Here is a 24,637-nt window from a genome sequence, read left to right as displayed (position 1 = left end):
ATCAGCTTCAGCCTCCCGCCAGGCTATGCTGCTTTTTCATTCATTTTATGCCGGGTTTCTCCATGTCCAGGACCAAACCAGAAGATTCGTCCGCCGCACCGGCCACCGGGATCCGTAAGGGTCTCACCAACTATGGCGACAGCGGCTTCTCCCTGTTCTTGCGCAAAGCATTCATCAAAGGAGCGGGCTATACCGACGAAGCACTGGATCGTCCGGTTGTCGGCATCTGCAACACCGGCAGCGCCTACAACCCGTGCCACGGCAACGCGCCGCAATTGATCGAGGCAGTCAAGCGCGGCGTGATGCTGGCCGGCGGCTTGCCGATGGATTTCCCGACCATTTCCATCCACGAAAGTTTTTCGCAGCCGACCAGCATGTACCTGCGCAACCTGATGTCGATGGATACCGAGGAGATGATCCGCGCCCAGCCGATGGACGCAGTCGTGCTGATCGGCGGCTGCGATAAGACGGTGCCGGCGCAGTTGATGGGCGCTGCATCGGCGAATATTCCCGCCATCCAGTTGATCACGGGCTCCATGCTGACGGGCTCGCACCGCGGCGAGCGCGTGGGTGCGTGCACCGATTGCCGCCGCTACTGGGGCAAATTCCGCGCCGACGAGATCGATAGCGAGGAAATCGCCGCCGTGAACAACCAACTGGTGGCGAGCGTCGGCACCTGCTCGGTGATGGGCACGGCCAGCACCATGGCTTGCGTGGCCGAAGCCCTGGGGATGACGGTGCCGGGCGGCGCATCGCCGCCGGCCGTGACGGCCGACCGTATCCGTATCGCCGAGGAGACCGGTGCCCAGGCGGTGCGGATGGCGCGCAGCGGCCTGACCATCGACAAGATCCTGACCGCCGACGCATTCGAGAACGCCATCCGCGTGTTGCTTGCAATCGGCGGCTCGACCAACGGCATCGTGCACCTGACCGCGATTGCGGGCCGCATGGGACTGGACGTCGACCTGAAGGCGCTGGATCGCATGGGGCGCGAAACGCCGGTGTTGCTGGACCTGAAACCGTCCGGCCAGCACTACATGGAAGACTTCCACCATGCCGGCGGCATGGCGACGTTGCTGCGCGAACTCAAGCCGCTGCTCAAGCTCGACGCAATGACCGTCACCGGGCGCACCTTGGGCGAAGAGATCGAATTGGCCGGTCCCGGTTTCGAACAGGATGTGGTGCGCACCATCGCCGATCCGATTTATCCGCAAGGCGGCATTGCCGTCTTGCAGGGCAACCTCGCACCTGGCGGCGCGATCATCAAGCAATCCGCCGCGGATGCCAGACTCATGCAGCACGAGGGACGCGCTGTGGTGTTCGAGAACGGCCAGGACATGGCCGAGCGCATCGACTCTGACGACCTCGACGTCACGGCGGACGATATTCTGGTGCTGAAAAACATCGGTCCGAAAGGCGCGCCGGGGATGCCCGAGGCCGGTTATATTCCGATTCCGAAAAAGCTGGCGCGTGCCGGTGTCAAAGATATCGTGCGTATTTCCGACGGGCGCATGAGTGGTACGGCCTTTGGCACCATCGTGTTGCACGTGACGCCTGAGGCGGCCGTTGGCGGGCCGCTAGCCTACGTTCAGAACGGCGATCGTATCCGGCTAAACGTGGCCGCCCGCGAAATTGCGCTGCTTGTATCGGATGCCGAACTGGCACGTCGCGCAGCCGCCGCGCCCGTGGCAATACCGAGCGCCGAACGCGGCTACCGGAAACTGTTCCTCGACACGGTGCTGCAGGCCGACAAAGGCGTCGATTTCGATTTTCTGCGCGCGGCCAGGATTCACGATACGACGCCGAAGGGTTAGCTCGAGCCTTCATTGCGGCGCGCGTGATGAACCGCTGAGGCTCGAGTTCCCGCAACCCTGCACGTCAATCGTCATCGTGTACCGGGGACATTGCCCTGGCTGGCCTGCTGGCTCTTCACATGATCGATGAAGGCGCGCAGCTTCGGCATGATCTGCCGGCGGCCTGGATAGTAGAGAAACACGCCCGGTATCACCGGCGCGAACGGTTCCAGCACGTGCACCAGTTTTCCCGCTTTCAATCCTTCGGCGGCCATCGGCTCAGGTAGCTGGGCAAGGCCCATGCCTTCGACTGCCGCGCCAAGCATGGTGGAAAAATCGTGGGCGATGAGGGGACCGGATACGGCGATCTCGACCGCCTCGCCATTGTCGTTGAATGACCATAGCGCGAGCGCGCCGCTGGATTTGCGCCATCGCAAGCAGGCGTGCTGGCGCAGATCGTCCGGGTGCGTGGGCCGGCTGCGCCCGTCGAAGTAGGCAGGGCTGCCGACGACGATAAGACGAAACGGTGGCGTCAACGGTATCGCGACCATGTCGGCGTCGACGAACTGACCCAGCCGGATACCTGCGTCGAAGCCTTCAGCTGCAAGATCGATCAGCTCCTTGCTTGCGGCGATCTCCACTTCGACCTCGGGATAAGCCTGGCAGAAGGATGCAATCAGGGGCTCCAGCAGGATTGGCACCACCGCGCGCGGCACTGAAAGACGCAGCAATCCGGCGGGCCGCTGGCCAAGTCCGCGCGCAACATCGCTGGCCGCGACAAGTTCTTCGAAAGCAGGCTTGGCCCGCGACAGAAACCGCTCGCCGGCTTCGGTCAGGCCGACATTACGCGTGGTGCGGATGAAGAGCGTTGCGCCAATGCGTGCTTCGAGTACACGCACTGTCTGGCTGACGGCCGACGGCGTCACGCCGAGTTCCGCGGCCGCCCGGCGAAAACTGCGATGCTGGGCAACGCTCAGGAACACTTCCACGCCGTCGAGCGCGCCCTGTCTGACTGTGAAGTTTTGCTTCATAGCCCGTCAACATTGTGATGAATAGTCACTCGCGAGAGGCCATGGTACACCTACGCCTGCTGATGAAGCGTCACGCCGATGTCGACACAGGAGGCACCATGTCACAGGAACTTGTCTTCCAATTGCATCTCGTTCTGGGGTACGTTGCCTGGCTGCTTTGCCTGCGCGTATACGTCTGGCCCAAGTTCAAGTCGATGGACGCATTCGACGTGCACCGCGCCATCGCCACTTTGCACAGCTTCCGTTTCTTCGGGCTGGTTTTCATTCTGCCGGGTGTCGTCAGTCCGCTTCTGCCAGCAAGCTTCGCCGAATTCGCCGCATATGGTGACTTCGCAACGGGCATTCTGGCGATGCTGGCGTTGCTCACGACACGAATCCGCCCACTCTTCTGGTTGTTGGTCGTTGCCTTCAATCTGCTGGGCGTGATCGACCTCATCGTCGACTATTTCCACGCGATCCAGGCCGACCTTCCTGCGCATGCGGCAGAATTTGGCGCTACGTACGCGATTCCGGTCATCTACGTGCCTGTGCTGATGATTACGCATGTTGCCGCCTTCTATCTGCTGTTGCGCCCTCAGCTCAAGGTGGCCCGGAGTTATTGATCTTTCCGTACGTCGTGTCATTGCTGACACGCAAGCTGCTTGCGCCAGCCGCATACGGCCGCGTCAAAACGACCCGCTAATGCGGCGGCACGGTTCCAACCGAACCCGGATCGTCGAGCCACCGTGAGATCGCGGACAGCACCTGCGTCTCGATGCCGAGAAATCCATGCGGCGACCGCGCGCCGCATTCAACGGCGCGACCCTGGCCGCGCTCGTTGCTCGATACCGCCAGGAACTGCAGGTGGTTGTCTTCGGCGAGCGCACGGGCCGCGTTGAACGGTGAAACCTGGCATCCGTCGTTTTCGTTCGACACCACCAGGACCGGTGTGGCGCCGACGTCCCAATGCATGCCCGACAGCCCGGACTCGCCACGCATGCCGATAGTGACAGGCGAGGTCAGTACATACGCGTCGGCGAGCCGGGGTTCCCGTTTGAGCACATTGCCGACTGAGATCGTGCCGCGGCTGGTGCCCACCAGTGCGATCTTCGCGGTTGGAAAACGCTGCCTGAGCGCAGCGACAATGACGTGTAGATCCTGAGCGTGAGCTTCGCTTAAACGGAACGCGTCGTTCATGCCGGACGATCGATCCGACGGCGTATCGACGATAGCGACCGCATCGCCCACGGAAGTCCAGTATCTGGCGGTCCGCAGGACGAAATTTGCCTTCATTGTCGTCGGGCCGGTCCCGTCGAGGGCGATCACGCCGTCGTCGCCGGCAAACAGGACGATGACCCATGACGGCGCGCCGGCCGGCTGTTCGATGAAGACTGCCTGAGTCTGCGACTCCCGAACCGGCACTTGCAACAGTTCACCCGAATACGCCGGCAACGCGGTTAGGACCGTGCATGCGAACGCGCAGACCGGGACTGCAAACTTACGCAACGGTTTCAGGAGCCTTTTGCTGAGACAGGTCATAGATCTGACTCGTATCGATATCTGATCGCTCATTCTCAAGACCCCCTGATTATTCCGTTCGCAGCCTATGTGAGTTGGATCTAAAGTGCAGCAGCGATAAGGTTCAGTCGACCCCGCTCATTCGCTGCCCGGACGCTATTACTGCGAAGTGCCTGCGCGCTTCAATGTTATTCCACCCGGATGCGGATTGGCATCGCTCATATCTTCCGGCAGCAGATTGCCGTCCCCGAGACTCGCATCCGCGCGCGCGGTTTCCGGGTAGCGCTCGGGATACAGATGCCGTTCTGCAACGCTGGCGTCGAACGTTCGCGACCATCTGGCGATCACCACCGTGGCGAGACTGTTGCCGATCGTATTGCATGTTGCGATGGCCATCGACATGAACCGGTAAACACCGAAAATAATCGCGAGCCCTTCCACCGGCAAAATGCCCGTCGAGGTGACGGTGGCGGCGAACACCACGAACGAGCCGCCGGACACCGTTGCCGCGCCTTTGGACGTCAGCAGCATCAGCAACAGCAAACCGATCTGATGCTCCAGCGTGATCGGTACGTTGTACGCATGCGCGATGAACATCACGCCCATCGACATGAAAAGCGACGTGCCGTCGAGATTGAACGCATAGCCGGTCGGCAAGACGAGCCCGACGGTCTGCTTGGCGCAACCGAGTCTTTCGAGCTTGATCAGGAGGCGCGGCAGCGCGCTTTCCGATGACGCCGTGCCGAGCACGATAAAGATTTCGTCCTTAATGTAGCGCAGAAAGCGCCACAAACTGAACCCGGCCAGCTTCGCGATGAGACCCATCACGACGACGATGAACAGCACCACCACCGCGTAGAAACTGAAGACGAGTTGCGCCAGCGCGATCAGCACGGCGGTGCCGTTGCTTCCGACCGAATAGGCCACCGCGCCGAGTGTGCCGAGCGGGGCGAGTTTCATCACGAGATTGATGAACGAGAACAGCACCTCGGAAACGAGATCGAGCCCTTCGGTGATTCTCACGCGTCGCCGCTCCGGAATCGCGAGAATGCCGATCCCGACCATCACGGCGAGCACCACGACCTGCAGCAATTCTCCTTTGACAAAGGCGCCGATGAAGTTGTCCGGCACAAGATGCATGACGAACTCGGTGAAACCTTGCGGCGCGGCTTTGGCCGCCGTTGCCGGCACCGCGCCAACCGCGACGGACGTCATCCCCTTGCCGGTTTGCAGCAGGTTGCCCGCGAGCAGGCCGATCATCAGTGCGATAGTCGAGACGACCTCGAAATAGACGATCGAGCGCCAGCCGACCCGCCCGGCGCTTTTCACGTCGCCGGCCGATGCAATGCCGTGCACGATGGTGAGGAACACCAGGGGCGCGACGCCGGCTTTGATGAGCGAGAGAAAGATGTCGCCCAGTATCTTCAACTGAGCGCCGAACTTCGGGAACAGCAGACCGACAGCGATACCCAATACCAGCGCGAGCAGTACCTGCATGCCCAGCTTGCGATACCACGGCCGCTTTTTTAACGGGGCGACGATCGCTTCGTCGCGTGATGCATTTGCGTGATTCATCGTGTGCTCCTCCACGTCTTGTGAGCGGACGCGTTTAGAGATCGCTCGACAGCTCTACTGCGCGGTCCACCATGCGCGGTGCGAGGCCGAGGTAGTTGGCGGGATCGGTCATCCGCTCGATCGCCGCGCGGTCGAAATGCGCCGTCACCGCCGGCAGGGCAACCAGTGCGTCGGCGAGCGTGCCGCCGTGCTCGTTCACCGTGCGGCAAGCGTCGTAGACGATGTCGTGAGCCTGCTGGCGGCCGGTGAAAGGCGCCATCTCCATCATCACGGCCTCCGCCACGATCAGCCCTTTGCTGATGCCGAGGTTGTGCTTCATGCGGTCGGTGTCGACAATCAGACCGCCGAGGGCGAACTTCGCCTGATGCAGCGCGCCGGCCGCAAGGATGAAGCTCTCGGGAATCGCGATCCACTCGGCGTGCCACGGGCCGGTTGCGCGCTCGAAATCCTGGATCATCGCGTCGACCATCAAGCCCGCATGCTGGCGCACTGCTTTGGCCGCGGCCAGCATCAGCTCGCTGGAAATCGGATTGCGTTTTTGCGGCATCGTGCTGCTCGCACCGCGACCTTTGACGAACGGCTCATACACTTCGGCGAATTCCGTCGAGGCCATGATCATGATGTCGAACGCGATCTTGCCGAGCGATCCGGTTACGAGCGCCAGCAGGTTCACGGCCTCGGCAAAACCGTCGCGCGCCACGTGCCAGGTCGTGGCGGGTACGCCGAGCTTAAGTTCTTCGGCCAGCGCCTTCTGTACTTCAAAGCCCTTGTCGCCGAGCGAGGCGAGCGTGCCCGCCGCACCTGCGAATTCGACGACGGCCACGCGCGGGCGAAGTTGCGCGAGGCGTTCCTGATGCCGGTCGAACATGGCCAGCCAGATCGCGACCTTGTAGCCGAACGTGACCGGCAGCGCCTGTTGCAAATGCGTGCGGCCGGCCATCGGCGTGTCGCGGTGTTTTTTCGCCAGACCGGCGAGGATCGCGCGCAATTCGCGTATGTCGCCGTCGATCACGTCGAGCGCGTCGCGCACCTGAAGGGACACCGCGGTATCCATGATGTCCTGCGTCGTCGCGCCCCAATGGACGTACCGGCCGGCCTCGCCACACATCTCGACGAGCTGGTGCACGAGCGGCAGGATCGGATAACCGACGATGTCGGTCTCCTCGCGCATATGGTCGAAATCGATGCGCTCGATACTGGATTCGCGCGCAATCACCTCGGCGGCTTCAGTGGGAATCACGCCGACGCGTGCCTCGGCTTTCGCCAGCGCCACTTCAACATCGATATAGCGCTGCACGAGCGCGTAATCCGAAAACAGCGCGCGCATCCTCGCAGTGCCGAAGGCATCGCGAAACAGGATGGAGTCGACCACGGTGCTGGCCATCGGGATAGTGCGGTTCGTCATTGCGACCTCTTGAAAATGCGGAAAAAGGGGACGGGATGAAGGCCTGATGGAAACGGTCCTTTGTCAATATGTCCGGACATATGTAAACTTAATATGTTCGAACATATGGAACAAGCTATGATTTACCCTGGCGTCCCAAAAACACGATTCCCACCCGCAAAAGAGATGAACAGACCGCACTTCGCCGATATCGCGCGCGACTTGACCGAAGGCATTGCATCCGGCCGTTATCCGGTCGGCTCGGTACTCCCGACCGAACTGGAACTGCGCGATCAGTACCAGACGAGCCGCCATACGGTGCGCGCCGCGTTGCATGAATTGCAGCAGTTGGGGTTGGTGTCGCGTCGCAAGAACGCGGGTACGCGCGTCGAGTCCGCGCAGCCGAGAAACGACTTCAGGCCGTCGCTTGCGTCGGTGGACGACGTGGTGCAGTTCGGCTCCGAGCACTTGCGTCTGGTGCAGTCGACGGAGGAAATCGTCGCGACCGGCAAGCTTGCGAAGACGCTGAAATGTGCGAACGGTTCGCGATGGCTACGTGTGTCGAGCCTGCGAATCGACGGCGACAGGGAGAGTCCGCCAGTCGGCTGGACGGATGTGTATATCGACCCGGCTTACACGGAGGTCGCGGAGGCCGCGCGAACGCAACCGGATACGTTGATCAGTGCATTGATCGAAGCGCGCTATGGCCGCTGCATTGCAGAGATCCAGCAGGACGTGCGCGGCGCGCTGATTTCAAAGGAGATGGGGCACAGGCTGAAGGCCGAGGAGGGCACGGCGGCGCTCGAGATCGTACGGCGTTATCTCGATTCCGCGGGCGAGACGTTCGAGGTGTCGATCAGTGTCCATCCGGCGGAGCGTTTTTCGGTGTCTATGCGGCTGAAGCGCTCGGACGCATAGACCCGGCGATCACCATCAGGGACACAAATTTGCATCGCGCGAGCATGGCGCTCGCCGCGATCAAGAAATGCCCGCTGCCGATCTCAACGTTCTCGACCGGACAGATTCCGGGACTCGAGACCAGACTCGCAGCGGGCGTCGGTGCCTAAGCGTGTTCGTTCTTACCGTTGCACGAGGACAGCCAGCCGCCAAAGCGCCGCAGTGGCGTTACGGGCTCCTGAACACGCTCCGCAACCTCGCGCCACCACTTCCCGCCGCGGTGCGGCGCATCCAGATTCAGCCGTTCTCCCATGCGGGGCGTCGCAAGCTGAATGCCGCGCGCGGCGGTGAGTCCGACCACGCGTTCGTACGGTTCTTGCCAGCGATGCATCGCCAGATCGAACGTGCCGTTGTGAACCGGCACCAGCCAGCGGCCGCGCAGATCGACGTGTGCCTGCACCGTTTCGTCGGGTTGCATGTGCACGTACGGCCATTGGGCATCGTAGGCGCCGGTTTCGAGCAGCGTCACATCGAAGGGACCCAGCCGTTCGCCGATGGTCCTGAATCCATCGAAGTAGCCCGTGTCGCCGCTGAAGAACATGCGCAAAGCGTCGTCGACGATGACCCATGAGGCCCACAAGGTGCTGTTGCCGTCGAACAGGCTCCGGCCGGAAAAATGCTGCGCCGGGGTAGCCGTGAATGCCAGGCCGTCGACCTCGACGCTCTGCCACCAGTCGAACTGGCGGACCTTCGACGCGTCGATACCCCACTCGATCAGGCGGTCGCCGACACCTAGCGGCGTCAGAAACACGCCCGTCGTAGCGGCGAGCGTCAGCACGGTCTCGCGGTCCAGGTGGTCGTAGTGGTCGTGCGACAGAATCACGCCGCGCAGCGGCGGCAAATCTTCGAGTGCAATGGGCGGCGCATGAAAGCGCTTTGGACCGAAGCGCCGGAACGGCGATGCCCGTTCAGCGAAGACCGGGTCCGTCAGCCAGAACTGACCGCGCAGCTTGAGCAGCATGGTCGAATGCCCGAGGCGATACAGGCTCCGATCAGGCGCGGCTTCGAGCTGTTCACGCGACAGTGCGTCCACGGGCAGGGCGGCCGCCGGCACCGTGCCGTCCGGCTTGTTCAGCAAGATATTCCAGACGATGCTCAAGGTCTTGCCGATTCCTTCGACAGGACGCGGTTTGACGTTACGAAAGCGCTCGCCGTCGTGCTGAGCCGACGTGTCGAACGATTCACGCCCGCGTCGCGCGGCCGTCAGGCCCAAGGCGCGGCGAATAGAACCGGTGAACGATGTCATGCAAACCGCCTCGAAACAGAAAGTAGACTGTTGAGTGTAGATTATTTTCGAGAAAAGTAAACTCCCCGGTGTAAAATTTGACGATGGACACCAGCAATACTCCTCTGCGTCTGACCGACCGCAAACGCGCCGCCGTCATTGAGGCCGCTATCGAAGAATTTCTCGCGGCCGGCTTCGACGCGACCAGCATGGACCGCATCGCAGCGCGCGCGAGCGTCTCGAAGCGTACGGTCTACAACCATTTTCCGAGTAAGGAAGTACTGTTCGCCGCGATCCTGCGGCAGTTGTGGGAGTCGAGTGACACGGAGGCGGCGCCGGCTTATTCCGCCGTGCATCCGTTGCGCGCGCAGTTGCTGCAGCTTCTGTTAAAGAAGCTGAGCCTCCTGAATGACGAGGCGTTTCTATCCCTCGCGCGCGTTGCGATTGCCGCGGGCATTCATTCGCCGGAGCGGGCGCGCGACATGGTGGCGCGCATGGGCGAACGCGAGGAAGACCTGACGGTATGGATTCGCGCGGCCGCTGCCGATGGCCGCCTCAAGACGTCGGACCCGGTGTTCGCCTCGCAGCAATTGCAGAGCCTGGTGAAAGCGTTCGCTTTCTGGCCGCAGGTGACGATGGGCCAGCCGACTCTTAGCGCGGATGAACAAAGGCACGTCGCGGAATCTGCCGCCGATATGTTTCTTGCGCGCTATGCGTGATTGGTTGGCGACGGGCGTTCTGACTATGGTTCCTCGCTCGTTGCCGCTTCTGAGCGTGCGAGTTGTGCAAGCGCAGTCGTCGGGAACGCGCAGTGGCCGCTGCTCATTGCAAAACATCTGAAGTCGGGTAGAGGTGCCCCGAGGGGCACCTCGCGCTACGGGTTAGTGCTTGGGTGTGAGCGGGCTGCTGCTGCCGCCGAGTCCACCTGTGAGGCCGCCGAGCAGGTTCGTCAACGGAGCTAGCGGAGACGAGCTGCCGCTTGTGCCGCCGAGTACGCCGGTAAGCGTGCCGGCTACGGTACCGACCAGGTTGGTCAGCGGGGCTGTCGGGCTGGTCGCGGAGTTCGACGATCCGTGCGAGGTGCCGCCTCCCAGGACTCCGGTTAGTCCGCCGAGCAACGTGGTAACCGGTGCGAGCGGGCCGCTGCCTTGCGAGGTGCCGCCGCTCAAGGTGCCGGTCAGTCCGCCGAGCAGCGTCGTAACCGGTGCGAGCGGGCCACTGCCTTGTGAGGTTCCGCCGCCCAAGGTGCCGGTCAGTCCGCCGAGTAGCGTGGTAACCGGTGCGAGCGGGCCGCTGCTGCCTTGCGAGTTGCTGCCCACCGAGCCCACTGACAGTCCGCCGAGCAACGCTGTCACAGGTGCCAGCAGGCCACTGCTGTCATGTCCGCCCGATCCGCCTGTCACGCCTCGTGAACCACCGGTTGTGCCGTTGCCCACGCCGTTGCCGTTTCCGCTACCGCTGTTGTTGCCCAGGGTGATCGGCACAATAGGCACGCTGACCGCGCCGACGTTGACGACCAGGTTCAGGATCGGGTCAAGAAGGCCGCTGGTGGTCTGATTGCCGCTGCCGTTGCCGGAACCTGTTCCCCCAGTGGAGCCGCCGGAGCCGCTGTGGCCACCGTTTCCAGGGCCGCCGCCGTATCCGCCACCACCCGAACCGCCGTGGCCTCCGTCTCCGGAGCCGCCGCCGTACCCGCCACCTGAGCCACCAGATCCACCCGAACCGCCTGAGCCGCCCGAACCGCCCGAACCGCCCGAACCGCCCGAACCGCCCGAACCGCCGTGGCCGCCGTCTCCGGAGCCGCCGCCGTACCCGCCACCCGAACCACCCGAACCACCCGAACCACCCGAACCACCCGAACCACCCGAACCACCCGAACCACCGTGGCCGCCGTCTCCAGAACCACCACCGTTTCCATCGCCCGAGCCGCCGTAACCGCCACCACCGTAACCACCCGAGCCACCGTAACCGCCAATGCCACCGCCCGCAAAACCGCCGCCGTACCCTGAGCCGGAAACCGAAACGCCGCCCCAGGACGAGCTGCCGCTAAAACCGGAGCCGCTGCTAACACCCGAACCGCTGCTGGTCCATCCGCTGGGAAGGCCGCCGCCCGTCCACGTGAATCCCGATCCCGGTTGCCCGGTGGTAGTCAATCCGCTGCCTTGCATGAACGAGGCAGGCGGTGTGGACGTGACGTCTGCAGCCTGACACGAAGTGGCTAACGACCACCATAGGAGTGCGCTCGCCGATGCAACAAGAGTGTGTTTGAAGGGAGCCATGATTAGTCCTTTCGCGATGAAATCGCGTCCTGATTGGTCAAAGGTGTAATCAGTGCCCCCGGAAAACCGCTGATCGGTCTTTCAGAAACGATGCTTCGTGCCCGACGTCGCGTTTGTGCGCGTCGCCTTCGTTTAGTTTTAGAGCCGGTGCGGTAGCGCCGTGCTCGAATATGGCTCGCTCGGGCAGTCGATAGCTGCAAGTTCTGAGCCAACGCACCGGCGATGGAGCGTGGCACGAAGTGCTGGAATTGAATGGCGCGCGGGACGGAGAAGCGTGGGTCTTGCAGGACGGATGGAGCGGGTGAAGTGCGGCGTGCCGTTACGGCAACGCGCGGCGCGTGTTACGCGATAGGTGTTACGTGTTCCCGCCACGTCGAACGTAACGTTACTGCTTCATTTCGCGCTGCACGTATAGTTCAGACAAAAGACGGCACCGTCATAATACGGAGTCCGATCTATCAGATCGCGCGTTGGAAACTCGCGTTTAGAACTGAACCGGTTCAAACACTGCGGGCCTGAGAATAACCAGGGGCGTCTGGATCATACGTGTTGACGGGAGCAAGCCGTTCGCGACGCGCAGCGATCGCTTCGTCAAGCAACTTGCGGAGATGGTCCGCGTCCCTGATGGCCGGCAAACGCCTCACAGGGTGCGCCAGATCGTCGGTCATCAGGATGAGCGTGCTGGTGCCGAACAAACGCTGCCACCAGGGTTGGATCGACGTGATGTGCTGAATCCGGGAAAGCTCGAGAATCGACGCACGCCGATGCAGAATGCCCTGCGTCCAGGTAATGCGTGCGGTATCGATGACGATTCGGGTGAACGCCGTCTTGACGAACGGCAAGCTGACACCGATCAGGACCGCGCCGGCTTGTGCAAGCAGCACATGCCACTGAAACGGGAAAGCGTTCGACGCGCAAACATGTATCGCGCCGATCATTGCCATGACGGCGCCACCCTTCAGGAGTGCCGGAAGGTTACAGGCCTGCGACGGCGCACCGCTGAAAATCACTTGATTGGCCATCGCACATATCCTTTTTTCTGATCCACGGCTCTATTCGTCCGTCCAAAAAGGCGGCGTTGCCTGATTCGGTTGCGCGCGGTGAACTGACTGCTGGCCGGCGACAATGTCATGTCCCTTGCGCCGGGCACACCTGTGCGCCGGCCTGGCGGGACACGCTTCAAACGTTTGGAGACGGTGCGACGCATCTTCGACGCGTCGGTCACGGAAACAAGCGTAGTCAAATCGCACGCCACTATTTTCAGGTCGCCGCGGCACGGCTACGTGCCGACGGTGTGCCCAGTATAGCCTTTACGGCGCAGGCCGTCCGCGACGCGCCGCGAACGGCGCCGCGCCGGCAAACGTTGCCTGCGAGCCCAGCTCACGCTCGATACGGATCAACTGGTTGTACTTGGCGGTGCGGTCCGTGCGGGACAGCGATCCCGTCTTGATCTGACCGGCGTTTGTCGCGACGGCGATGTCCGCAATGCTGACGTCTTCGGTTTCTCCCGAGCGATGTGAGATGACCGCGCTGTAGGAGGCGCGCTGGGCCGTGCCGACGGTTGCCAGCGTTTCGCTGAGCGTGCCGATCTGGTTCATCTTGACGAGTATCGAGTTGCCAATGGATGCGTCGATGCCATCCTGAAGCAGGCGCTCGTTGGTGCAGAAGATGTCGTCGCCGACGAGCTGGCATTGCGCGCCGAGCTGGGACGTCAGCAACTGCCAGCCGGTGTAATCGTTCTCGGCCATGCCATCCTCGATGGAAATGATGGGATACGCGGCCACCAGCCTCGCCAGATAATCGACTTGTTCCTCGATGCTGCGCTCAATGCCCTCGCCGCGATAAACATAGCGTCCGTTGCTGAAGAACTCGCTGGAAGCCGGGTCGATCGCCAGCGCGATATCGACGCCGGGTTTATAACCCGCTTTTTCGACTGCGCCGGCAATCAGGTCGAGCGCTTCCTCGGCGGTGCGCAACGTGGGGGCGAAGCCGCCTTCATCCCCGACATTGGTATTGAAACCCGCGCGCTTGAGCGCTCCACGAAGCGTATGAAAGACTTCGGCCCCCATGCGCACGCTGTTGGCAAACGAGGTCGCGCCGATCGGCAGAATCATGAATTCCTGGAAATCGAGCGGATTGTCGGCATGTGCGCCGCCATTGATGATGTTGATCATGGGAACCGGCAGGACCGACACCTGCAACCCGCCAAGGTATCGGAACAGCGAGATCCGGTTGAAAGCGGCCGCGGCGTTCGCTGCGGCCATCGAGCAACCGAGAATCGCGTTCGCACCGAGACGCTGCTTGTTGCCGGTGCCGTCGAGCTCGATCATGGTTTTATCGATGTCGCGTTGATCCATTGCGTCCATGCCGAGCAGCGCATCCCGCAGTTCGGTATTGACCGCATTGACGGCCGTCATGACGCCTTTGCCCAGATAGCGGGCGGGGTCGTTGTCCCGCATCTCGACGGCTTCGCGCTCCCCAGTTGAAGCGCCGGACGGTACCGTCGTCCGGCCTTTCGAACCATCGTCCAACATGATTTCCACTTCAACCGTGGGATTGCCACGGCTGTCGAGGACTTCGTAACCCATGACCTGCGCGATCCGGCTCATCTTTTGAGCTCCTTTACGATAGAAAAACTGTCCCACCGGACAAACGCGATTGGCGTATATCCGTTGAATGAATGCCCGAATGATTTACGGAAAGACGAAGCGGAAATTTTGATAAATTGAAATTTCTCGCAACATAGCGTTGAATTGGTACCGGAAGTAATTTTCACTGAGTGCGAAGATACGCACTTGTGTAGCATTCGAAAACCGAGTTTTATTGCGAACTTGGTCAGTTTATTTAACGAAGGGATTGTTGAAGTGCGCACATTGCCTCCGCTATCTTTGCTACGCGCGTTCGAAGCAACGGCCAGGAACGGTTCCGTGACCAAGGCGGCTGAAGAGCTGTTTCGAACCCATGGCGCTGTGAGCCGTCAGCTGAAGCTGCTTCAGGAGCACGTCGGCTCGGCGCTGTTCGACAAGGAAGGCACGGGTTTGAAGCTGAATCAGCACGGGCAGGACCTCTATGTGCTCGTCAGCTCGGTGTTCGAGCAACTGGAGCACGGCTACGCGAGGTTGCAGGCTCAGGTGCAGGGCTCGGGCCTGCACGTGGCATGCAGTGCGACGTTTGCCATGCGTTGGCTGGTGCCGAACCTGGCGGATTTCTATCGCACGCGTCCGGACATCCGTATTCGCCTGTCCATGACTTCGGCGCGAGAGATCAGGACCGAAGGCGCCGATCTTGTCATTGCGTGGGATCTCACTTCGTATCCGGAGTCAGACCGTTCCCGTGCGATCCCGTTGGCGCCTGTTGCATTTGGGCCGGTATGCACGCCCGGCTACAGGAAGTCGGCAACCACGGGGACACGTATCGCGCACGACTTCACATCGAGTGCATGGACGCATTGGGAGGCGCAGACGGGCACCCGAATTGGCACCGGTGGCCAGATTACGTTTCCCCATACGCACCTGTGCATCGAGGCGGCGCTGTCTGGCCTCGGCGTAGCGCTTGTCGAGAAACGGCTGATAAGACGGGAGTTGGACGAAGGGCTGCTGGTGGCGCCGTGGGGATTTGTTCAGCTTCCCTTCAGATTGATGGCTTTGCCGGCCGCGGGTCGAACGCTGCCCAGGAATCTCGATGAATTCACATCGTGGCTACGCGCCCGGCTTGAATATAAGGACGCAAGCTAAGACAGCTATGCGATGGGCTGTTCCATCGGATAGCCGCCTTATGCCTGATTTCGATCCGGAGAGTGCAGCATGAACGCAAAGGCCCGGCTTAAGCAGCCGGCGCAGCCGGTGCGTTCGGCGTGTATTTCCGCAGTCGCTGGGAAATCAGATGCGAAGGCCTTTCGATCATCCGGTAAAACGCATAGCTGATGGCGAACGCCAACGCCACCTGGACGAACCATGCGAATCGCGATGTATCGTCGAATCCAGTCATTTCCAGAAGGGCAAGCGCCATCTTGTGGCAAAGATAGAGGCTGTAGGACCACGCTCCGAAAGTCGCCAGCCGGGACCAAACGCTGCTTTGGGACGGAGTGGCCGTCTCCGCTGCGATCCAGATTGCCGCGAGGAACTGAAATAGCGGGAGTGTGATGTCGGGCGTAATCAACGGCACGATTGCCGGCTTGAGATTCGATTCGGACAACAAAATCATCACGGCCGCCCCGGCCGCGACAACCGTCACTCTCAGCGCGACCAGATGGCTCGACAGGTAATGCGTACTCCGATCAAGGCCGCGTTTGATCATCATGGTGAGCGGCGAATACGCACCACGAACATGGAACTGGTCCGCATTGCGCTGGATTTCCGCGATCAGGCAGCCGAAGATCCATCCCGCCGCATACAGTAAGGCCGTACCCGGAACGCCATACGTCTCAATCACGCAACCGTGGCAAACCGGGTGTCCTGCCAGGCGAACCACGGCCACCATCACGCCTGCCGCAAGCGTGCAGCCAACGATCATTTCGCCGATGTAGCGAAACCGTGGGCGCAAGATCGGATAAGCGGCGTAATACATCATCTCGCAGTAAAGCGACCACAGCACGGACTCCAGATAATTTTGTCCCGTCGGCAATGGTTGAACGAGGCACAGCAGGATGAGCAGCGGCAAGCCGATACGGATGAATCTGGACGCGTAATAGTTGATCGGCTTGAGCGTGACATCTCTTTGATATGCGTTGTGGATGCAATAGCCGGAAATGACGAAGAACACGATGACGGCAGCGGGACCCGCAAACAGCGCTGTCGATCCTGACCACAATGCGCCGCCCAGGGAGGCAAGCCGATGGGGCAGAAGTTCTTTAAACGCGGGCGGACGAAAGTGATACATCAAGACCCAGACAGCCGCGAGGAATCGAATGGCGTCTATTTTCAGGGACTTGTTCAGACTTGCGGACGCTGACAGATTCAAGGTGATCGCCATTTTTTGCCCCTTCTTCTATTCAGGCAGCGACGATCTTACCTCTGCGTTAAGCAACAAAAATACCGACAAAAATCGAAAAAAATTAGGGAAATTAATGTTCGTAATGCCTTGTGGATGCCGCATGCGGTGCACGATCGAGGCGCGGGAGGCAGTGTGATTGGGCTTGAACGGCATTGCTGCGCCGCGAGGCGAGTGAATACGTTATGGGCGCAACGGCATGACGGGGACTTTACCCGTGCGGTAGTTTCATTTCGATGTTTTCCGTTCCCGCATTCGCCGATTTGTTCGTCCGTATCAGGATCGTCGATAATAAAAACGGAGAGTGATGTTTGAAACGAACGCGGGCCGAAAGCGGTCAGTAATGCGAGGGCCCTATCAGTCGCGCCCGCGACGAATATCGAATGCCGTGTGCAAACAGGAGAATACCTTGCCGTCAACGAGTCTGCGCCTCTACGCCGATGCTCAATTCGCGAGTCCCTATGCAATGTCCGCCTTTGTGGCGCTTCACGAAAAGGGCTTGCCATTCGAGCTTTTAACGGTCGACTTGAACAGGCATGCGAACCGCGAACCTGGTTACGCTGCCAGCTCGCTTACGCAGCGCGTGCCTACGCTGGTTCACGACGACTTCGCTTTGTCCGAGTCGTCCGCGATAACCGAGTACGTCGACGAAGTTTTTCCTGGCACGCCGTTGTATCCGGCAGATCCGTGCCGTCGCGCGCGAGCACGTCAGGTCCAGGCCTGGTTGCGTAGCGATCTGATGCCGATCAGGCAGGAGCGTTCCACCGAGGTCGTGTTTTACGGGGCCTCCGCGGCGCCGCTTTCTGATGCGGCACGCGCCGCGGCTGAGAAACTATTCTCCGCTTGCGAGGCACTCCTCGCCGGCAGCGCGTTGAATCTCTTTGACGAGTGGTGTATCGCAGACGTGGACCTCGCGCTCATGCTCAACCGTCTCGTTCTGAACGGTGACGCTGTGCCGCCAAGGCTGGCCGACTACGCGAAGCACCAGTGGCAAAGACCGTCTGTTCAACTTTGGGTTGGGTTGAATCGGCCGCCGCTATGAAAAGCTTTGAATCGGCGGCGAGCGGGCCCAATGCGTCGTCAACGCCCGCCGTTTGAATGGAAAGGCCGCTCGAAAAAGCCGACGTTCGCTGAGACACACTTGAAGCAAGTAGAATCGTCGGCAGCCGGTTCCATGGATCCTGTGGACCGCATTCTGACCGTTCCGCTAGCGAGGCGAAGCAATGAAGGTGACGATCGCGTACATCGAAGAACCCCCATTCGGCTGGACGGAATCGAATCAGCCGACGGGAGCGGACCTTGATCTGGCGGAAGTCATCCTTCGGGCGATCGGCGTCACCCATATTGAGCATCACCTGACTACGTTCAGTGAACTGTTGCCCGGCGTCGAGGCGGGCCGCTGGGATATGAACGTTCCACTTTTCGTTACGCCTGAACGGGCCAGCCGGGTTGCGTTCAGTTCGCCCGTGTGGGCGATCGGCGATGGTTTTCTGGTCCGCGCAGGAAATCCGAAAGCGCTCAATAGCTATGCCTTACTTGCCGAACGCCACGATGCCCGGCTAGGTATTATCGCCGGACAGGTGCAACACCAGTCGGCCAGAATGTCGGGAGTGAGGGAGGATCAGATCGTTATCTTCGAGCAGCAGTCCGATGCAATAGCGGCGCTTCGCTCAGGAACGATCGATGCCTACGCCAGCACTGCGGTGGGAAATCGCGTGGTGGCCGGCCGTATCGGTGGCTCGGTGCTGGAGGCTGTTGAACACGACATCGTAGAGAACGGTAAGCAACCTCTCCCGGCCGGCGCGTTCTCGTTTAACAAGAACGCCGGTGATCTGCTTAAGGCGGTGAACGAGCAACTTCGCTTATATCTGGGCTCTCCCGACCACCGGACTCGCATGTCGAAATTCGGTATCACGCGCAGGGAGATCGACCCAGTGCTAGTCGTTTAGCTTCTCAGGAAACCCGGGAATTGCTGACCGCTAACTCAAGGCCATCCAGGATGACGCAGCTTTCAATCACTACCCAATGCCGCAGCACGGTTTTCAGCAGGCTGGCAGCCGTGCTCGCATGGGCAGTCATCTTGCCCTTGTCCATTTCGTCGCCCGCTTTCGCGCAAACGCAAGGTGCGAGCGCCTCACAAACAACGGGTTCACAACCGGCCAATTCGAAGGGCACGTCAATGACAAAAATATTCGCACCGAGTGGCACGTTGCGCGCGTCGATCAATCTCGGCAATCCGGTCCTCGCGAGTCTCGATCCCGCAACGGGAAAACCGGTCGGCGTATCCGTCGATCTCGCCACCGAGTTCGCCAAACGACTTGGCGTGCCGCTGCAACTGGTCGCGGTCAAATCGGCGGGCGCTTCGGTTGAAAACGTGAATCAGGACAAAGCCGACATCGGTTTCTTCGCCGTCGATCCAAAGCGCGGAGAGGAAATCAGCTTCACGAAACCGTATGTGTTGATCGAAGGCTTTTATCTTGTTCGCGACGCGTCGCCGATCACGGCCAACGAGCAGGTCGACCAACCCGGCGTGACGGTCGCGGTCGGCAAAGGCAGCGCCTACGATTTGTTCCTGACGCGAGAATTGCATCGCGCGACGATCGTCAGGATTCCGACTTCGCCGGCGGTTGTGCAGGGCTTTCTGGATCAGCATCTGGACGTGGCCGCAGGCGTCAAACAGCAACTGGAAAAAGACGCGGCCAAAGCGGGCGGATTGCGCTTGCTCGATCAACGCTTCATGGTGATCCGCCAGGCAATGGGTGTGCCGAAAGCAAGAGGCGACGAAGCGGCCGCCTATCTCGCGAAGTTCGTCGAGGACATGAAAGCGTCGGGCTTCGTCGCGGATTCCCTCGCGCGTCATGGCATCGCGGGTGCGGCTGTAGCAAGAGACAATGATTAGAGAAGTGCGGACCGGCGGGTAGTTCAGATTCAATCAGACCCTGGACAACATCCAGTCCCGGAAACGCTTCAACCCCGGCTGTGTTTCCATGCGCCCCGGGAAATAGCAGAGATAGTGTCCATGATCGACGTCGATCGGAGCCGTCAGCGGTTCGACGAGGGTGCCGGCAGCCAGGTTATCGCGCACAAGAAAAGCGGGGATGAGCGCGAGTCCCAGACCGGCCTGAGCGGCTTGGATCAGCACGGAGTATTGCTCGAAACGTGGGCCCGCGAGCACATGCATGTCACGTACATCGTAGAAATCGGCCCATTGACTCCATACCTGTTCAGCCTGGCTGTGCAACAGTCGGGGCACGCGCGCGACATCCTGCAACCGTCGTAACGCATATCTTTGCTGACATTCCGGTGCGCAGACCGGCAGAAATGTACGCCCGTCGATGTAATCGCATTTGACACCCTCCCAACTTCCATCGCCATAGCGGATAGCCGCGTCCAGATCCAACGGAAACGGATCGCCGTGCGCCAGGTGGCGGCTGAAGCTGATCGTGAGTCCCGGGGTGCTCGACAGGAATTCCGGCAGCCGGGGAATCAGCCATTTGGTCGTGAATGTGGGCACGCTCGCGATCGTCAGCACGTCGCTCTGTCCGGCAGCGCTCATGAGTTCGAGCGACGCATTGCCGAGGTCGCGCAACGGGGTGGCCACGCGCGCGAGGTAAAGGCTGCCCGCCCGGGTGAGCGCAAGATTGCGGCCGTCCCGAATGAAAAGCTGCACGCCGAAAGAATCTTCCAGGCTGGCGATTTGCCGGCTGACTGCGCTGGGCGTCAGTCCCAGTTCGCGCGCCGCTCTGGAGAAGTTCAGATGCTTGGCGGAGCTTGTGAAGGCGAGTAATTCGGTGACGTTCGGGTAAAGGTGTTTCATCGGTCTAGCGTCGAAGTATTCCGGATGCGCACAGCGCAATGCGTGTTTTGTACGTTTTTTTCATGACGACGCCATGTCGTATCCGCACACTTGCAAGCAAATCGAAATCTTGCACCCCGTCCTGTCAAGGCGCGCGAGTTTCAGTCCGCTTCACGAGGAAAGCTTGCATGCAAACGCCTGCCGCACCGGTTATCCAGCCCCATGTTCCCACTCGTCACAGTAGCGGGCGCTTTGCGTCGATCCAGCGCGTCATGCTGCAGGCCGTCGTGGTGCTCTTTGCGATCTACATGCTGCTGCCGATTGCTCTGCTGCTGATTGGTGCATTCGGTGAAACGTGGACCAACACAGTGCTGCCGACCGGCGTCACCGGACACTGGTTCGCTGACCTTGCCGCCAACACGAGTTTCCGGCGTGCTTTTGGCGTGAGCCTGATGGTCGCATTGGCCTGCTGCTGCGCGGCCGCGGTGATCGGTTTGCCGCTCGCGTACGCGCTGCACTATCGCTCGCTCTCCGGGCGCGGCATGACCGCGCGGCTGGTCGCGTTGCTGCCGGTCGGCGTGCCCGCGCTCACGCTGGGTTTCGGTTACATCGCTATCTTCAGCGGCGACACGCTGCCATGGCTCGGATCGTTGCCGTTGCTGATTGCCGCCCATACGGTACTGACCTTGCCGTACCTCACGCAAACGCTGCTTAGCGACTTGCGCCACCTCGATATCGCGCGCCTCGAAGCCTGCGCCGCGACGCTCGGCGCCACACCGCTGCGGCAGTTCTTCACGATCGTCTTGCCCAATCTCCGGCAGAGCCTGTTCTCGGGACTGGTCATGGTGGCCGCATTGTCGATCGGCGAATTCCAGGTGTCCAACCTGATCGCCGGCTTTCGGTACCGGAACTATCCGGTGGTGCTGCTGCAGGCGTTTTACGGTGCGACCGGCATGGCGTGCGCCGCCACCGTGGTGCTGCTTTGCCTCGCCGTGATCGCGACTCTGGTATCGATCAACACTGTTCAACGACTGAAGTAAAACGATGAGCCTCCATTTCGACAACGTGAGCTTTACTTATCCCGGCGCGCAACACGGTATCGAAGCCGTGACGCTGTCGGTCACGCCGGGCGAACTGCTCGCGGTGATGGGCCGCAGCGGTTCCGGCAAGTCGACGATCCTGCGCTTGACCGCGGGTCTGCTGAACGGCTATCGAGGACGGATTGCCATCGATGGACGCGACGTGGCGGGCGTTCCGGTGTGGCGCCGCGAGGTCGGCATGGTGTTCCAGCAATACGCGCTTTTCCCGCATCTGAACGTGCTGGACAACGTGGCCTACGGGCTGCGGATGCGTGGCATCGATGCCGCAAAACGCCGAGCTCGCGCGCTCGATATGCTCGAACGGGTCGGTCTTGCCGAACATGCCGGGCGCCGTACGACCTTGCTGTCGGGCGGGCAACAGCAGCGCGTCGCACTGGCTCGCGCGTTGGCGTTCGAACCGAAGGTGCTGCTGCTCGACGAACCGCTTGCCGCGCTCGACGCAGGTATTCGCCAGCAGCTACGCGACGAGATTCGCACGCTGCAACGCGCATGCGGCGCGACCACTCTGCTGGTCACGCACGATCAGGATGAAGCCTTGAGCCTTGCGGACCGCGTGGCGGTGGTCGACGGCGGGCGAGTCTTGCAGGTGGATACGCCTGAACGTCTCTACGAGCAGCCGGTATCGACCCAGGTCGCGCGTTTCGTCGGTCATTCGAGCGTGATGCCGGGACGCGTGATAGCAAATGGCACAGTCGACGTTTCCTTTGCGTTGCTGTCCGCCGATACCCGTGCTTTCCGCCCCGGCGATCAGGTCGACGTGCTGCTTCGTCCCGAGCACGTGCAGCCCGATCCGCCGTCGAACGCGGTCAACCGGCTCGCCGGTCGCCGCGCCGAGGTGCGCTACTTCGGGGCGACGTGCCGCTACGACTTCGTTCCGGATTCCTCGCAGAAGCCGCTTCTGTGCGAAGGGCGCCATCTTGCCGAGCACGCCATTGCGATCGACCCCGGGCATTTGCGCGTGCTGCCCGCGCGGACCAGTCAATTTTGCTAATTCACCTTCCTTGTTTGACGGAGAACCAGAATGTTTGCAGGACTTAGTTTTTTGTCGCGAGTCCGCCGTATCGCCGGAGTCGTTTGTGCGTTGTCGGTACTGACTGCCGCGTCGGGCGTGCATGCCGCGCCGGACGCACCGCTTTACCCCGGAGAAGAGGCGTTGTACGCGAAGGCGGCTGACGAGGGACTCGTCGTGTCGTTCGACACCGGTCCCGAATGGGCCAACTGGAAAGCGCTGTTCGCCGAGTTCAGAAAGCGCTATCCGAAGGTCGAGATTACGTACAACGACATCGGCTCGGCCGCGACGGTCGTGGCGCTGGATAAGTCGCGGCGTCGTCCGCAGGCCGACACCGCGTACTACTTTGCCGCGTCCGCACTGGATGCAGTCAACAAGGACGTGGTGGCGCCGTTCAAGCCGATCAATTTCGACAAACTGCCGCCGGTGTTTCGCGAGCGCGATGGCCGCTGGTTCACGGTTCATTCGCTGAATATTGCCCTGCTGGTCAATCGCAAGCTCGTCAAGGACATCCCGCACGGCTGGGCCGATCTGCTTAAGCCCGAGTACCGGAACTCGGTGGTCTATCTGGATCCGCGCTCGACCGGGCAGGGACAGGTCGCGGTCTTCGCAGCGGCTTATGCGTTCGGCGGCAGCGTCGACAATCCGAAGCCGGGTGCGGAATTTTTCGGCAAGTTGCGCGAGGCGGGCAACGTGATGCGCGTCGAAGGCACCACCCCGTACGCGAAGTTCGTCAAGGGCGAGATTCCGATCCTGATCGGCTATGAAAACGACGGCCTCAAAGCGAAGTACGCCGATGGCATGGGCGACGCCGTCGAAGTGGTGATTCCGAAGGAAGCGACGGTGTCCGCGCCGTACGCCATGAGTCTCGTGAAGGACGGCCCGAATGCGAACGCGGCGCGTCTGTGGTTGAACCTGGTCATGAGCGACGTGGGTCAGGCGCTGTTCGCGCAAGGCTACGTGCGTCCCGCGGTGCCTGACGTGCAACTGTCTGCTGACATCCGCGCGAAGATGCCCGACGTGCCGCAGATGCATCCGCTCGACGTGGTCAAGGCCGCGGCGAAGAAGGCGGAAGTCGACCAGTTGTGGGCGCAGGCTGCGCTCGCAAAGTAAGGGGCGGCAGATGGTGACTTCCTCGATGAACGAAGGGATCGCGCGACGTTTCGGCGCGGTTCCGGCGGGCCTTCTTCTCGCCCTGTTCTTTGCGTTGCCGCTCGGCGCATTGCTGGTCTCGGCGGCCGAGGGGAACGGCGCGGCCTTCGTGCGCCTGGCTCATGATCCGCTGGTGGTCAGCGCGCTCGGTCACTCACTCGCGCTGGCGTTTGCCGCCGGCACCGTGTCGCTCGCGGTAGGGCTGCCGCTTGCGATGGTGCTGGCCGGACAGCCGCCGCAGCGGCGCGGCTGGTTGCTCGCGCTGCTCGGTGTGCCGTTGGCGTTTTCCGGTCTGGTGATTGCGTACGGGTTCATTCTGGCCTTCGGCCGTGCCGGCTTCGTGACGAGCATCTTGGCTCGCCTGGGCGCCGACCCGGCCACGGTCGGAGCACTGATCTATACGACCGCGGGACTGGTCGCGGCTTATGCGTACTACCTGATTCCACGCGTGGCGCTGATGCTTTATCCGGCGATCGCCAACCTGGACCGCCGTCCGATCGAGGCCGCGTTGACACTGGGCGCGTCGCCGCTGCGGGCGCTCTTCGACGTGGCGTTGCGGGAACTGTGGCCTTCGATCGCCGCGGCCTGGTGCCTCGTCACGTCGATTGCACTGGGAACCTACGGTACCGCACTCGCGCTCGCCGGGACGCAGATCAATATCCTGCCGCTACTGATGTACCTGAAACTTTCGGACGGACAGACGGATTTCCCGCAGGCAGCCGCGCTTTCGCTGGTGTTGATGGCGGTCTGTACGTGCGTTCTGGCACTAGGAGAATGCCTTGCACGGCAACGACGACACTGAATGGTCCGACGCAGCGTATCTGGCGTTGCAGGGATTGACGGTTCACCA

At 61.4% G+C, this 24,637-nt stretch carries 23 protein-coding genes; 12 read left to right on the top strand and 11 right to left on the bottom strand.

All coding sequences use genetic code 11. The features are described from left to right. Window positions 1-62: 62 nt before the first annotated feature. Complete coding sequence (locus ACOSV0_RS33415) at window positions 63-1,814, top strand: IlvD/Edd family dehydratase (RefSeq protein WP_434111901.1); 1,752 nt, start codon at window positions 63-65, stop codon at window positions 1,812-1,814. Window positions 1,815-1,885: 71 nt separating this feature from the next. Here the strand turns inward: ACOSV0_RS33415 and ACOSV0_RS33410 are convergent, their stop codons facing one another. Then, complete coding sequence (locus ACOSV0_RS33410) at window positions 1,886-2,824, bottom strand: LysR family transcriptional regulator (protein ID WP_434111899.1); 939 nt, start codon at window positions 2,822-2,824, stop codon at window positions 1,886-1,888. A 98-nt stretch (window positions 2,825-2,922) separates the two neighbouring features. Between ACOSV0_RS33410 and ACOSV0_RS33405 the strand changes: the two genes are divergently transcribed. Continuing rightward, complete coding sequence (locus tag ACOSV0_RS33405) at window positions 2,923-3,426, top strand: hypothetical protein (RefSeq protein WP_434115971.1); 504 nt, start codon at window positions 2,923-2,925, stop codon at window positions 3,424-3,426. Window positions 3,427-3,502: 76 nt separating this feature from the next. Here the strand turns inward: ACOSV0_RS33405 and ACOSV0_RS33400 are convergent, their stop codons facing one another. From ACOSV0_RS33400 to pcaB, 3 genes are all read right to left on the bottom strand, one after another. After that, complete coding sequence (locus tag ACOSV0_RS33400; RefSeq protein ID WP_434111897.1) at window positions 3,503-4,342, bottom strand: alpha/beta hydrolase family protein; 840 nt, start codon at window positions 4,340-4,342, stop codon at window positions 3,503-3,505. 138 nt (window positions 4,343-4,480) lie between these two features. Then, the gene (locus ACOSV0_RS33395) at window positions 4,481-5,896 is read right to left on the bottom strand and encodes a cation:dicarboxylate symporter family transporter (RefSeq protein ID WP_434111895.1); all 1,416 of its coding nucleotides are present in this window, start codon (window positions 5,894-5,896) and stop codon (window positions 4,481-4,483) included. Between the two features lie 34 nt (window positions 5,897-5,930). Further along, window positions 5,931-7,301, bottom strand: coding sequence for a 3-carboxy-cis,cis-muconate cycloisomerase (gene pcaB, locus ACOSV0_RS33390; RefSeq protein ID WP_434111893.1), 1,371 nt, complete (start codon window positions 7,299-7,301; stop codon window positions 5,931-5,933). A 165-nt stretch (window positions 7,302-7,466) separates the two neighbouring features. On the opposite strand from pcaB, the gene ACOSV0_RS33385 reads away from it, so the two are divergent. Beyond that, window positions 7,467-8,198 carry a GntR family transcriptional regulator gene (locus tag ACOSV0_RS33385; RefSeq protein ID WP_434111891.1) on the top strand — a complete coding sequence of 244 codons (732 nt, stop codon included), beginning with the start codon at window positions 7,467-7,469 and terminating at the stop codon, window positions 8,196-8,198. Between the two features lie 145 nt (window positions 8,199-8,343). On the opposite strand, the gene ACOSV0_RS33380 is transcribed toward ACOSV0_RS33385, so the two are convergent. Next, complete coding sequence (locus tag ACOSV0_RS33380) at window positions 8,344-9,483, bottom strand: MBL fold metallo-hydrolase (RefSeq protein WP_434111890.1); 1,140 nt, start codon at window positions 9,481-9,483, stop codon at window positions 8,344-8,346. A gap of 83 nt (window positions 9,484-9,566) precedes the next feature. On the opposite strand from ACOSV0_RS33380, the gene ACOSV0_RS33375 reads away from it, so the two are divergent. After that, window positions 9,567-10,181, top strand: a complete 615-nt coding sequence (locus ACOSV0_RS33375; RefSeq protein ID WP_434111888.1) for a TetR/AcrR family transcriptional regulator — start codon at window positions 9,567-9,569, stop codon at window positions 10,179-10,181. Window positions 10,182-10,343: 162 nt separating this feature from the next. On the opposite strand, the gene ACOSV0_RS33370 is transcribed toward ACOSV0_RS33375, so the two are convergent. From ACOSV0_RS33370 to eno, 3 genes are all read right to left on the bottom strand, one after another. Next, the gene (locus ACOSV0_RS33370; protein WP_434111886.1) at window positions 10,344-11,741 is read right to left on the bottom strand and encodes a hypothetical protein; all 1,398 of its coding nucleotides are present in this window, start codon (window positions 11,739-11,741) and stop codon (window positions 10,344-10,346) included. 500 nt (window positions 11,742-12,241) lie between these two features. After that, window positions 12,242-12,763 (bottom strand): PH domain-containing protein, encoded by a 522-nt coding sequence (locus tag ACOSV0_RS33365; protein WP_434111884.1) that lies wholly within the window; start codon window positions 12,761-12,763, stop codon window positions 12,242-12,244. Between the two features lie 288 nt (window positions 12,764-13,051). After that, complete coding sequence (gene eno / locus ACOSV0_RS33360; protein ID WP_434111882.1) at window positions 13,052-14,350, bottom strand: phosphopyruvate hydratase; 1,299 nt, start codon at window positions 14,348-14,350, stop codon at window positions 13,052-13,054. 255 nt (window positions 14,351-14,605) lie between these two features. Here eno and ACOSV0_RS33355 point away from each other — a divergent pair, with 255 nt between their 5' ends. Next, on the top strand, window positions 14,606-15,475 hold the full coding sequence (locus ACOSV0_RS33355; RefSeq protein WP_434111880.1) for a LysR substrate-binding domain-containing protein: 870 nt from the start codon (window positions 14,606-14,608) through the stop codon (window positions 15,473-15,475). Between the two features lie 88 nt (window positions 15,476-15,563). Here the strand turns inward: ACOSV0_RS33355 and ACOSV0_RS33350 are convergent, their stop codons facing one another. Next, window positions 15,564-16,712, bottom strand: coding sequence for an acyltransferase family protein (locus ACOSV0_RS33350; RefSeq protein WP_434111879.1), 1,149 nt, complete (start codon window positions 16,710-16,712; stop codon window positions 15,564-15,566). Window positions 16,713-17,139: 427 nt separating this feature from the next. Between ACOSV0_RS33350 and yfcF the strand changes: the two genes are divergently transcribed. Together yfcF and ACOSV0_RS33340 are read left to right on the top strand one after the other, a co-directional pair. Then, window positions 17,140-17,772 carry a glutathione transferase gene (gene yfcF, locus ACOSV0_RS33345; RefSeq protein ID WP_434111877.1) on the top strand — a complete coding sequence of 211 codons (633 nt, stop codon included), beginning with the start codon at window positions 17,140-17,142 and terminating at the stop codon, window positions 17,770-17,772. 181 nt (window positions 17,773-17,953) lie between these two features. Further along, window positions 17,954-18,679 (top strand): transporter substrate-binding domain-containing protein, encoded by a 726-nt coding sequence (locus tag ACOSV0_RS33340; RefSeq protein ID WP_434111875.1) that lies wholly within the window; start codon window positions 17,954-17,956, stop codon window positions 18,677-18,679. Window positions 18,680-18,683: 4 nt separating this feature from the next. Here ACOSV0_RS33340 and ACOSV0_RS33335 read toward each other — a convergent pair whose 3' ends face one another. Next, window positions 18,684-18,824: a hypothetical protein gene (locus ACOSV0_RS33335; RefSeq protein WP_434111873.1), complete on the bottom strand. Its 141-nt coding sequence runs from the start codon at window positions 18,822-18,824 to the stop codon at window positions 18,684-18,686. Between the two features lie 85 nt (window positions 18,825-18,909). Between ACOSV0_RS33335 and ACOSV0_RS33330 the strand changes: the two genes are divergently transcribed. Next, the gene (locus ACOSV0_RS33330; protein WP_434111871.1) at window positions 18,910-19,629 is read left to right on the top strand and encodes an ABC transporter substrate-binding protein; all 720 of its coding nucleotides are present in this window, start codon (window positions 18,910-18,912) and stop codon (window positions 19,627-19,629) included. 33 nt (window positions 19,630-19,662) lie between these two features. Here ACOSV0_RS33330 and ACOSV0_RS33325 read toward each other — a convergent pair whose 3' ends face one another. Then, on the bottom strand, window positions 19,663-20,547 hold the full coding sequence (locus tag ACOSV0_RS33325) for a LysR substrate-binding domain-containing protein (protein WP_434115969.1): 885 nt from the start codon (window positions 20,545-20,547) through the stop codon (window positions 19,663-19,665). 251 nt (window positions 20,548-20,798) lie between these two features. Between ACOSV0_RS33325 and ACOSV0_RS33320 the strand changes: the two genes are divergently transcribed. The 4 genes from ACOSV0_RS33320 to ACOSV0_RS33305 are packed head-to-tail and all read left to right on the top strand — an operon-like array spanning window position 20,799 to window position 24,589. Continuing rightward, window positions 20,799-21,566, top strand: coding sequence for an ABC transporter permease (locus ACOSV0_RS33320; RefSeq protein WP_434115967.1), 768 nt, complete (start codon window positions 20,799-20,801; stop codon window positions 21,564-21,566). A 4-nt stretch (window positions 21,567-21,570) separates the two neighbouring features. Beyond that, window positions 21,571-22,617, top strand: coding sequence for an ABC transporter ATP-binding protein (locus ACOSV0_RS33315; protein WP_434111870.1), 1,047 nt, complete (start codon window positions 21,571-21,573; stop codon window positions 22,615-22,617). A 30-nt stretch (window positions 22,618-22,647) separates the two neighbouring features. Continuing rightward, window positions 22,648-23,748, top strand: a complete 1,101-nt coding sequence (locus ACOSV0_RS33310; RefSeq protein ID WP_434111868.1) for an extracellular solute-binding protein — start codon at window positions 22,648-22,650, stop codon at window positions 23,746-23,748. Window positions 23,749-23,758: 10 nt separating this feature from the next. After that, window positions 23,759-24,589, top strand: a complete 831-nt coding sequence (locus ACOSV0_RS33305; protein WP_434111866.1) for an ABC transporter permease — start codon at window positions 23,759-23,761, stop codon at window positions 24,587-24,589. Window positions 24,590-24,637: the final 48 nt, after the last annotated feature.

This window comes from Paraburkholderia caffeinilytica (genome assembly GCF_051027425.1).
GTDB classification, from domain to species: domain Bacteria; phylum Pseudomonadota; class Gammaproteobacteria; order Burkholderiales; family Burkholderiaceae; genus Paraburkholderia; species Paraburkholderia caffeinilytica_A.
Note: the sequence above shows the minus strand (reverse complement) of the source record. Positions and strands in the feature narration are given on the sequence as shown.

What these genes read in the sequence shown, in the direction of transcription:
- ACOSV0_RS33320 (WP_434115967.1), top strand. Translation starts at nt 20,799, where the DNA reads ATGCTGCAGGCCGTCGTGGTGCTCTTTGCGATCTACATGCTGCTGCCG.
- ACOSV0_RS33375 (WP_434111888.1), top strand. Translation starts at nt 9,567, where the DNA reads ATGGACACCAGCAATACTCCTCTGCGTCTGACCGACCGCAAACGCGCC.
- ACOSV0_RS33385 (WP_434111891.1), top strand. Translation starts at nt 7,467, where the DNA reads ATGAACAGACCGCACTTCGCCGATATCGCGCGCGACTTGACCGAAGGC.
- ACOSV0_RS33365 (WP_434111884.1), bottom strand. Translation starts at nt 12,763, where the DNA reads ATGGCCAATCAAGTGATTTTCAGCGGTGCGCCGTCGCAGGCCTGTAAC.
- ACOSV0_RS33325 (WP_434115969.1), bottom strand. Translation starts at nt 20,547, where the DNA reads ATGAAACACCTTTACCCGAACGTCACCGAATTACTCGCCTTCACAAGC.
- ACOSV0_RS33410 (WP_434111899.1), bottom strand. Translation starts at nt 2,824, where the DNA reads ATGAAGCAAAACTTCACAGTCAGACAGGGCGCGCTCGACGGCGTGGAA.
- ACOSV0_RS33340 (WP_434111875.1), top strand. Translation starts at nt 17,954, where the DNA reads ATGAAGGTGACGATCGCGTACATCGAAGAACCCCCATTCGGCTGGACG.
- eno (WP_434111882.1), bottom strand. Translation starts at nt 14,350, where the DNA reads ATGAGCCGGATCGCGCAGGTCATGGGTTACGAAGTCCTCGACAGCCGT.
- ACOSV0_RS33305 (WP_434111866.1), top strand. Translation starts at nt 23,759, where the DNA reads ATGGTGACTTCCTCGATGAACGAAGGGATCGCGCGACGTTTCGGCGCG.
- ACOSV0_RS33370 (WP_434111886.1), bottom strand. Translation starts at nt 11,741, where the DNA reads ATGGCTCCCTTCAAACACACTCTTGTTGCATCGGCGAGCGCACTCCTA.
- ACOSV0_RS33415 (WP_434111901.1), top strand. Translation starts at nt 63, where the DNA reads ATGTCCAGGACCAAACCAGAAGATTCGTCCGCCGCACCGGCCACCGGG.
- ACOSV0_RS33395 (WP_434111895.1), bottom strand. Translation starts at nt 5,896, where the DNA reads ATGAATCACGCAAATGCATCACGCGACGAAGCGATCGTCGCCCCGTTA.
- ACOSV0_RS33310 (WP_434111868.1), top strand. Translation starts at nt 22,648, where the DNA reads ATGTTTGCAGGACTTAGTTTTTTGTCGCGAGTCCGCCGTATCGCCGGA.
- ACOSV0_RS33350 (WP_434111879.1), bottom strand. Translation starts at nt 16,712, where the DNA reads ATGGCGATCACCTTGAATCTGTCAGCGTCCGCAAGTCTGAACAAGTCC.
- ACOSV0_RS33400 (WP_434111897.1), bottom strand. Translation starts at nt 4,342, where the DNA reads ATGACCTGTCTCAGCAAAAGGCTCCTGAAACCGTTGCGTAAGTTTGCA.
- ACOSV0_RS33335 (WP_434111873.1), bottom strand. Translation starts at nt 18,824, where the DNA reads ATGGACAAGGGCAAGATGACTGCCCATGCGAGCACGGCTGCCAGCCTG.
- ACOSV0_RS33330 (WP_434111871.1), top strand. Translation starts at nt 18,910, where the DNA reads ATGACAAAAATATTCGCACCGAGTGGCACGTTGCGCGCGTCGATCAAT.
- ACOSV0_RS33405 (WP_434115971.1), top strand. Translation starts at nt 2,923, where the DNA reads ATGTCACAGGAACTTGTCTTCCAATTGCATCTCGTTCTGGGGTACGTT.
- ACOSV0_RS33380 (WP_434111890.1), bottom strand. Translation starts at nt 9,483, where the DNA reads ATGACATCGTTCACCGGTTCTATTCGCCGCGCCTTGGGCCTGACGGCC.
- pcaB (WP_434111893.1), bottom strand. Translation starts at nt 7,301, where the DNA reads ATGACGAACCGCACTATCCCGATGGCCAGCACCGTGGTCGACTCCATC.
- ACOSV0_RS33315 (WP_434111870.1), top strand. Translation starts at nt 21,571, where the DNA reads ATGAGCCTCCATTTCGACAACGTGAGCTTTACTTATCCCGGCGCGCAA.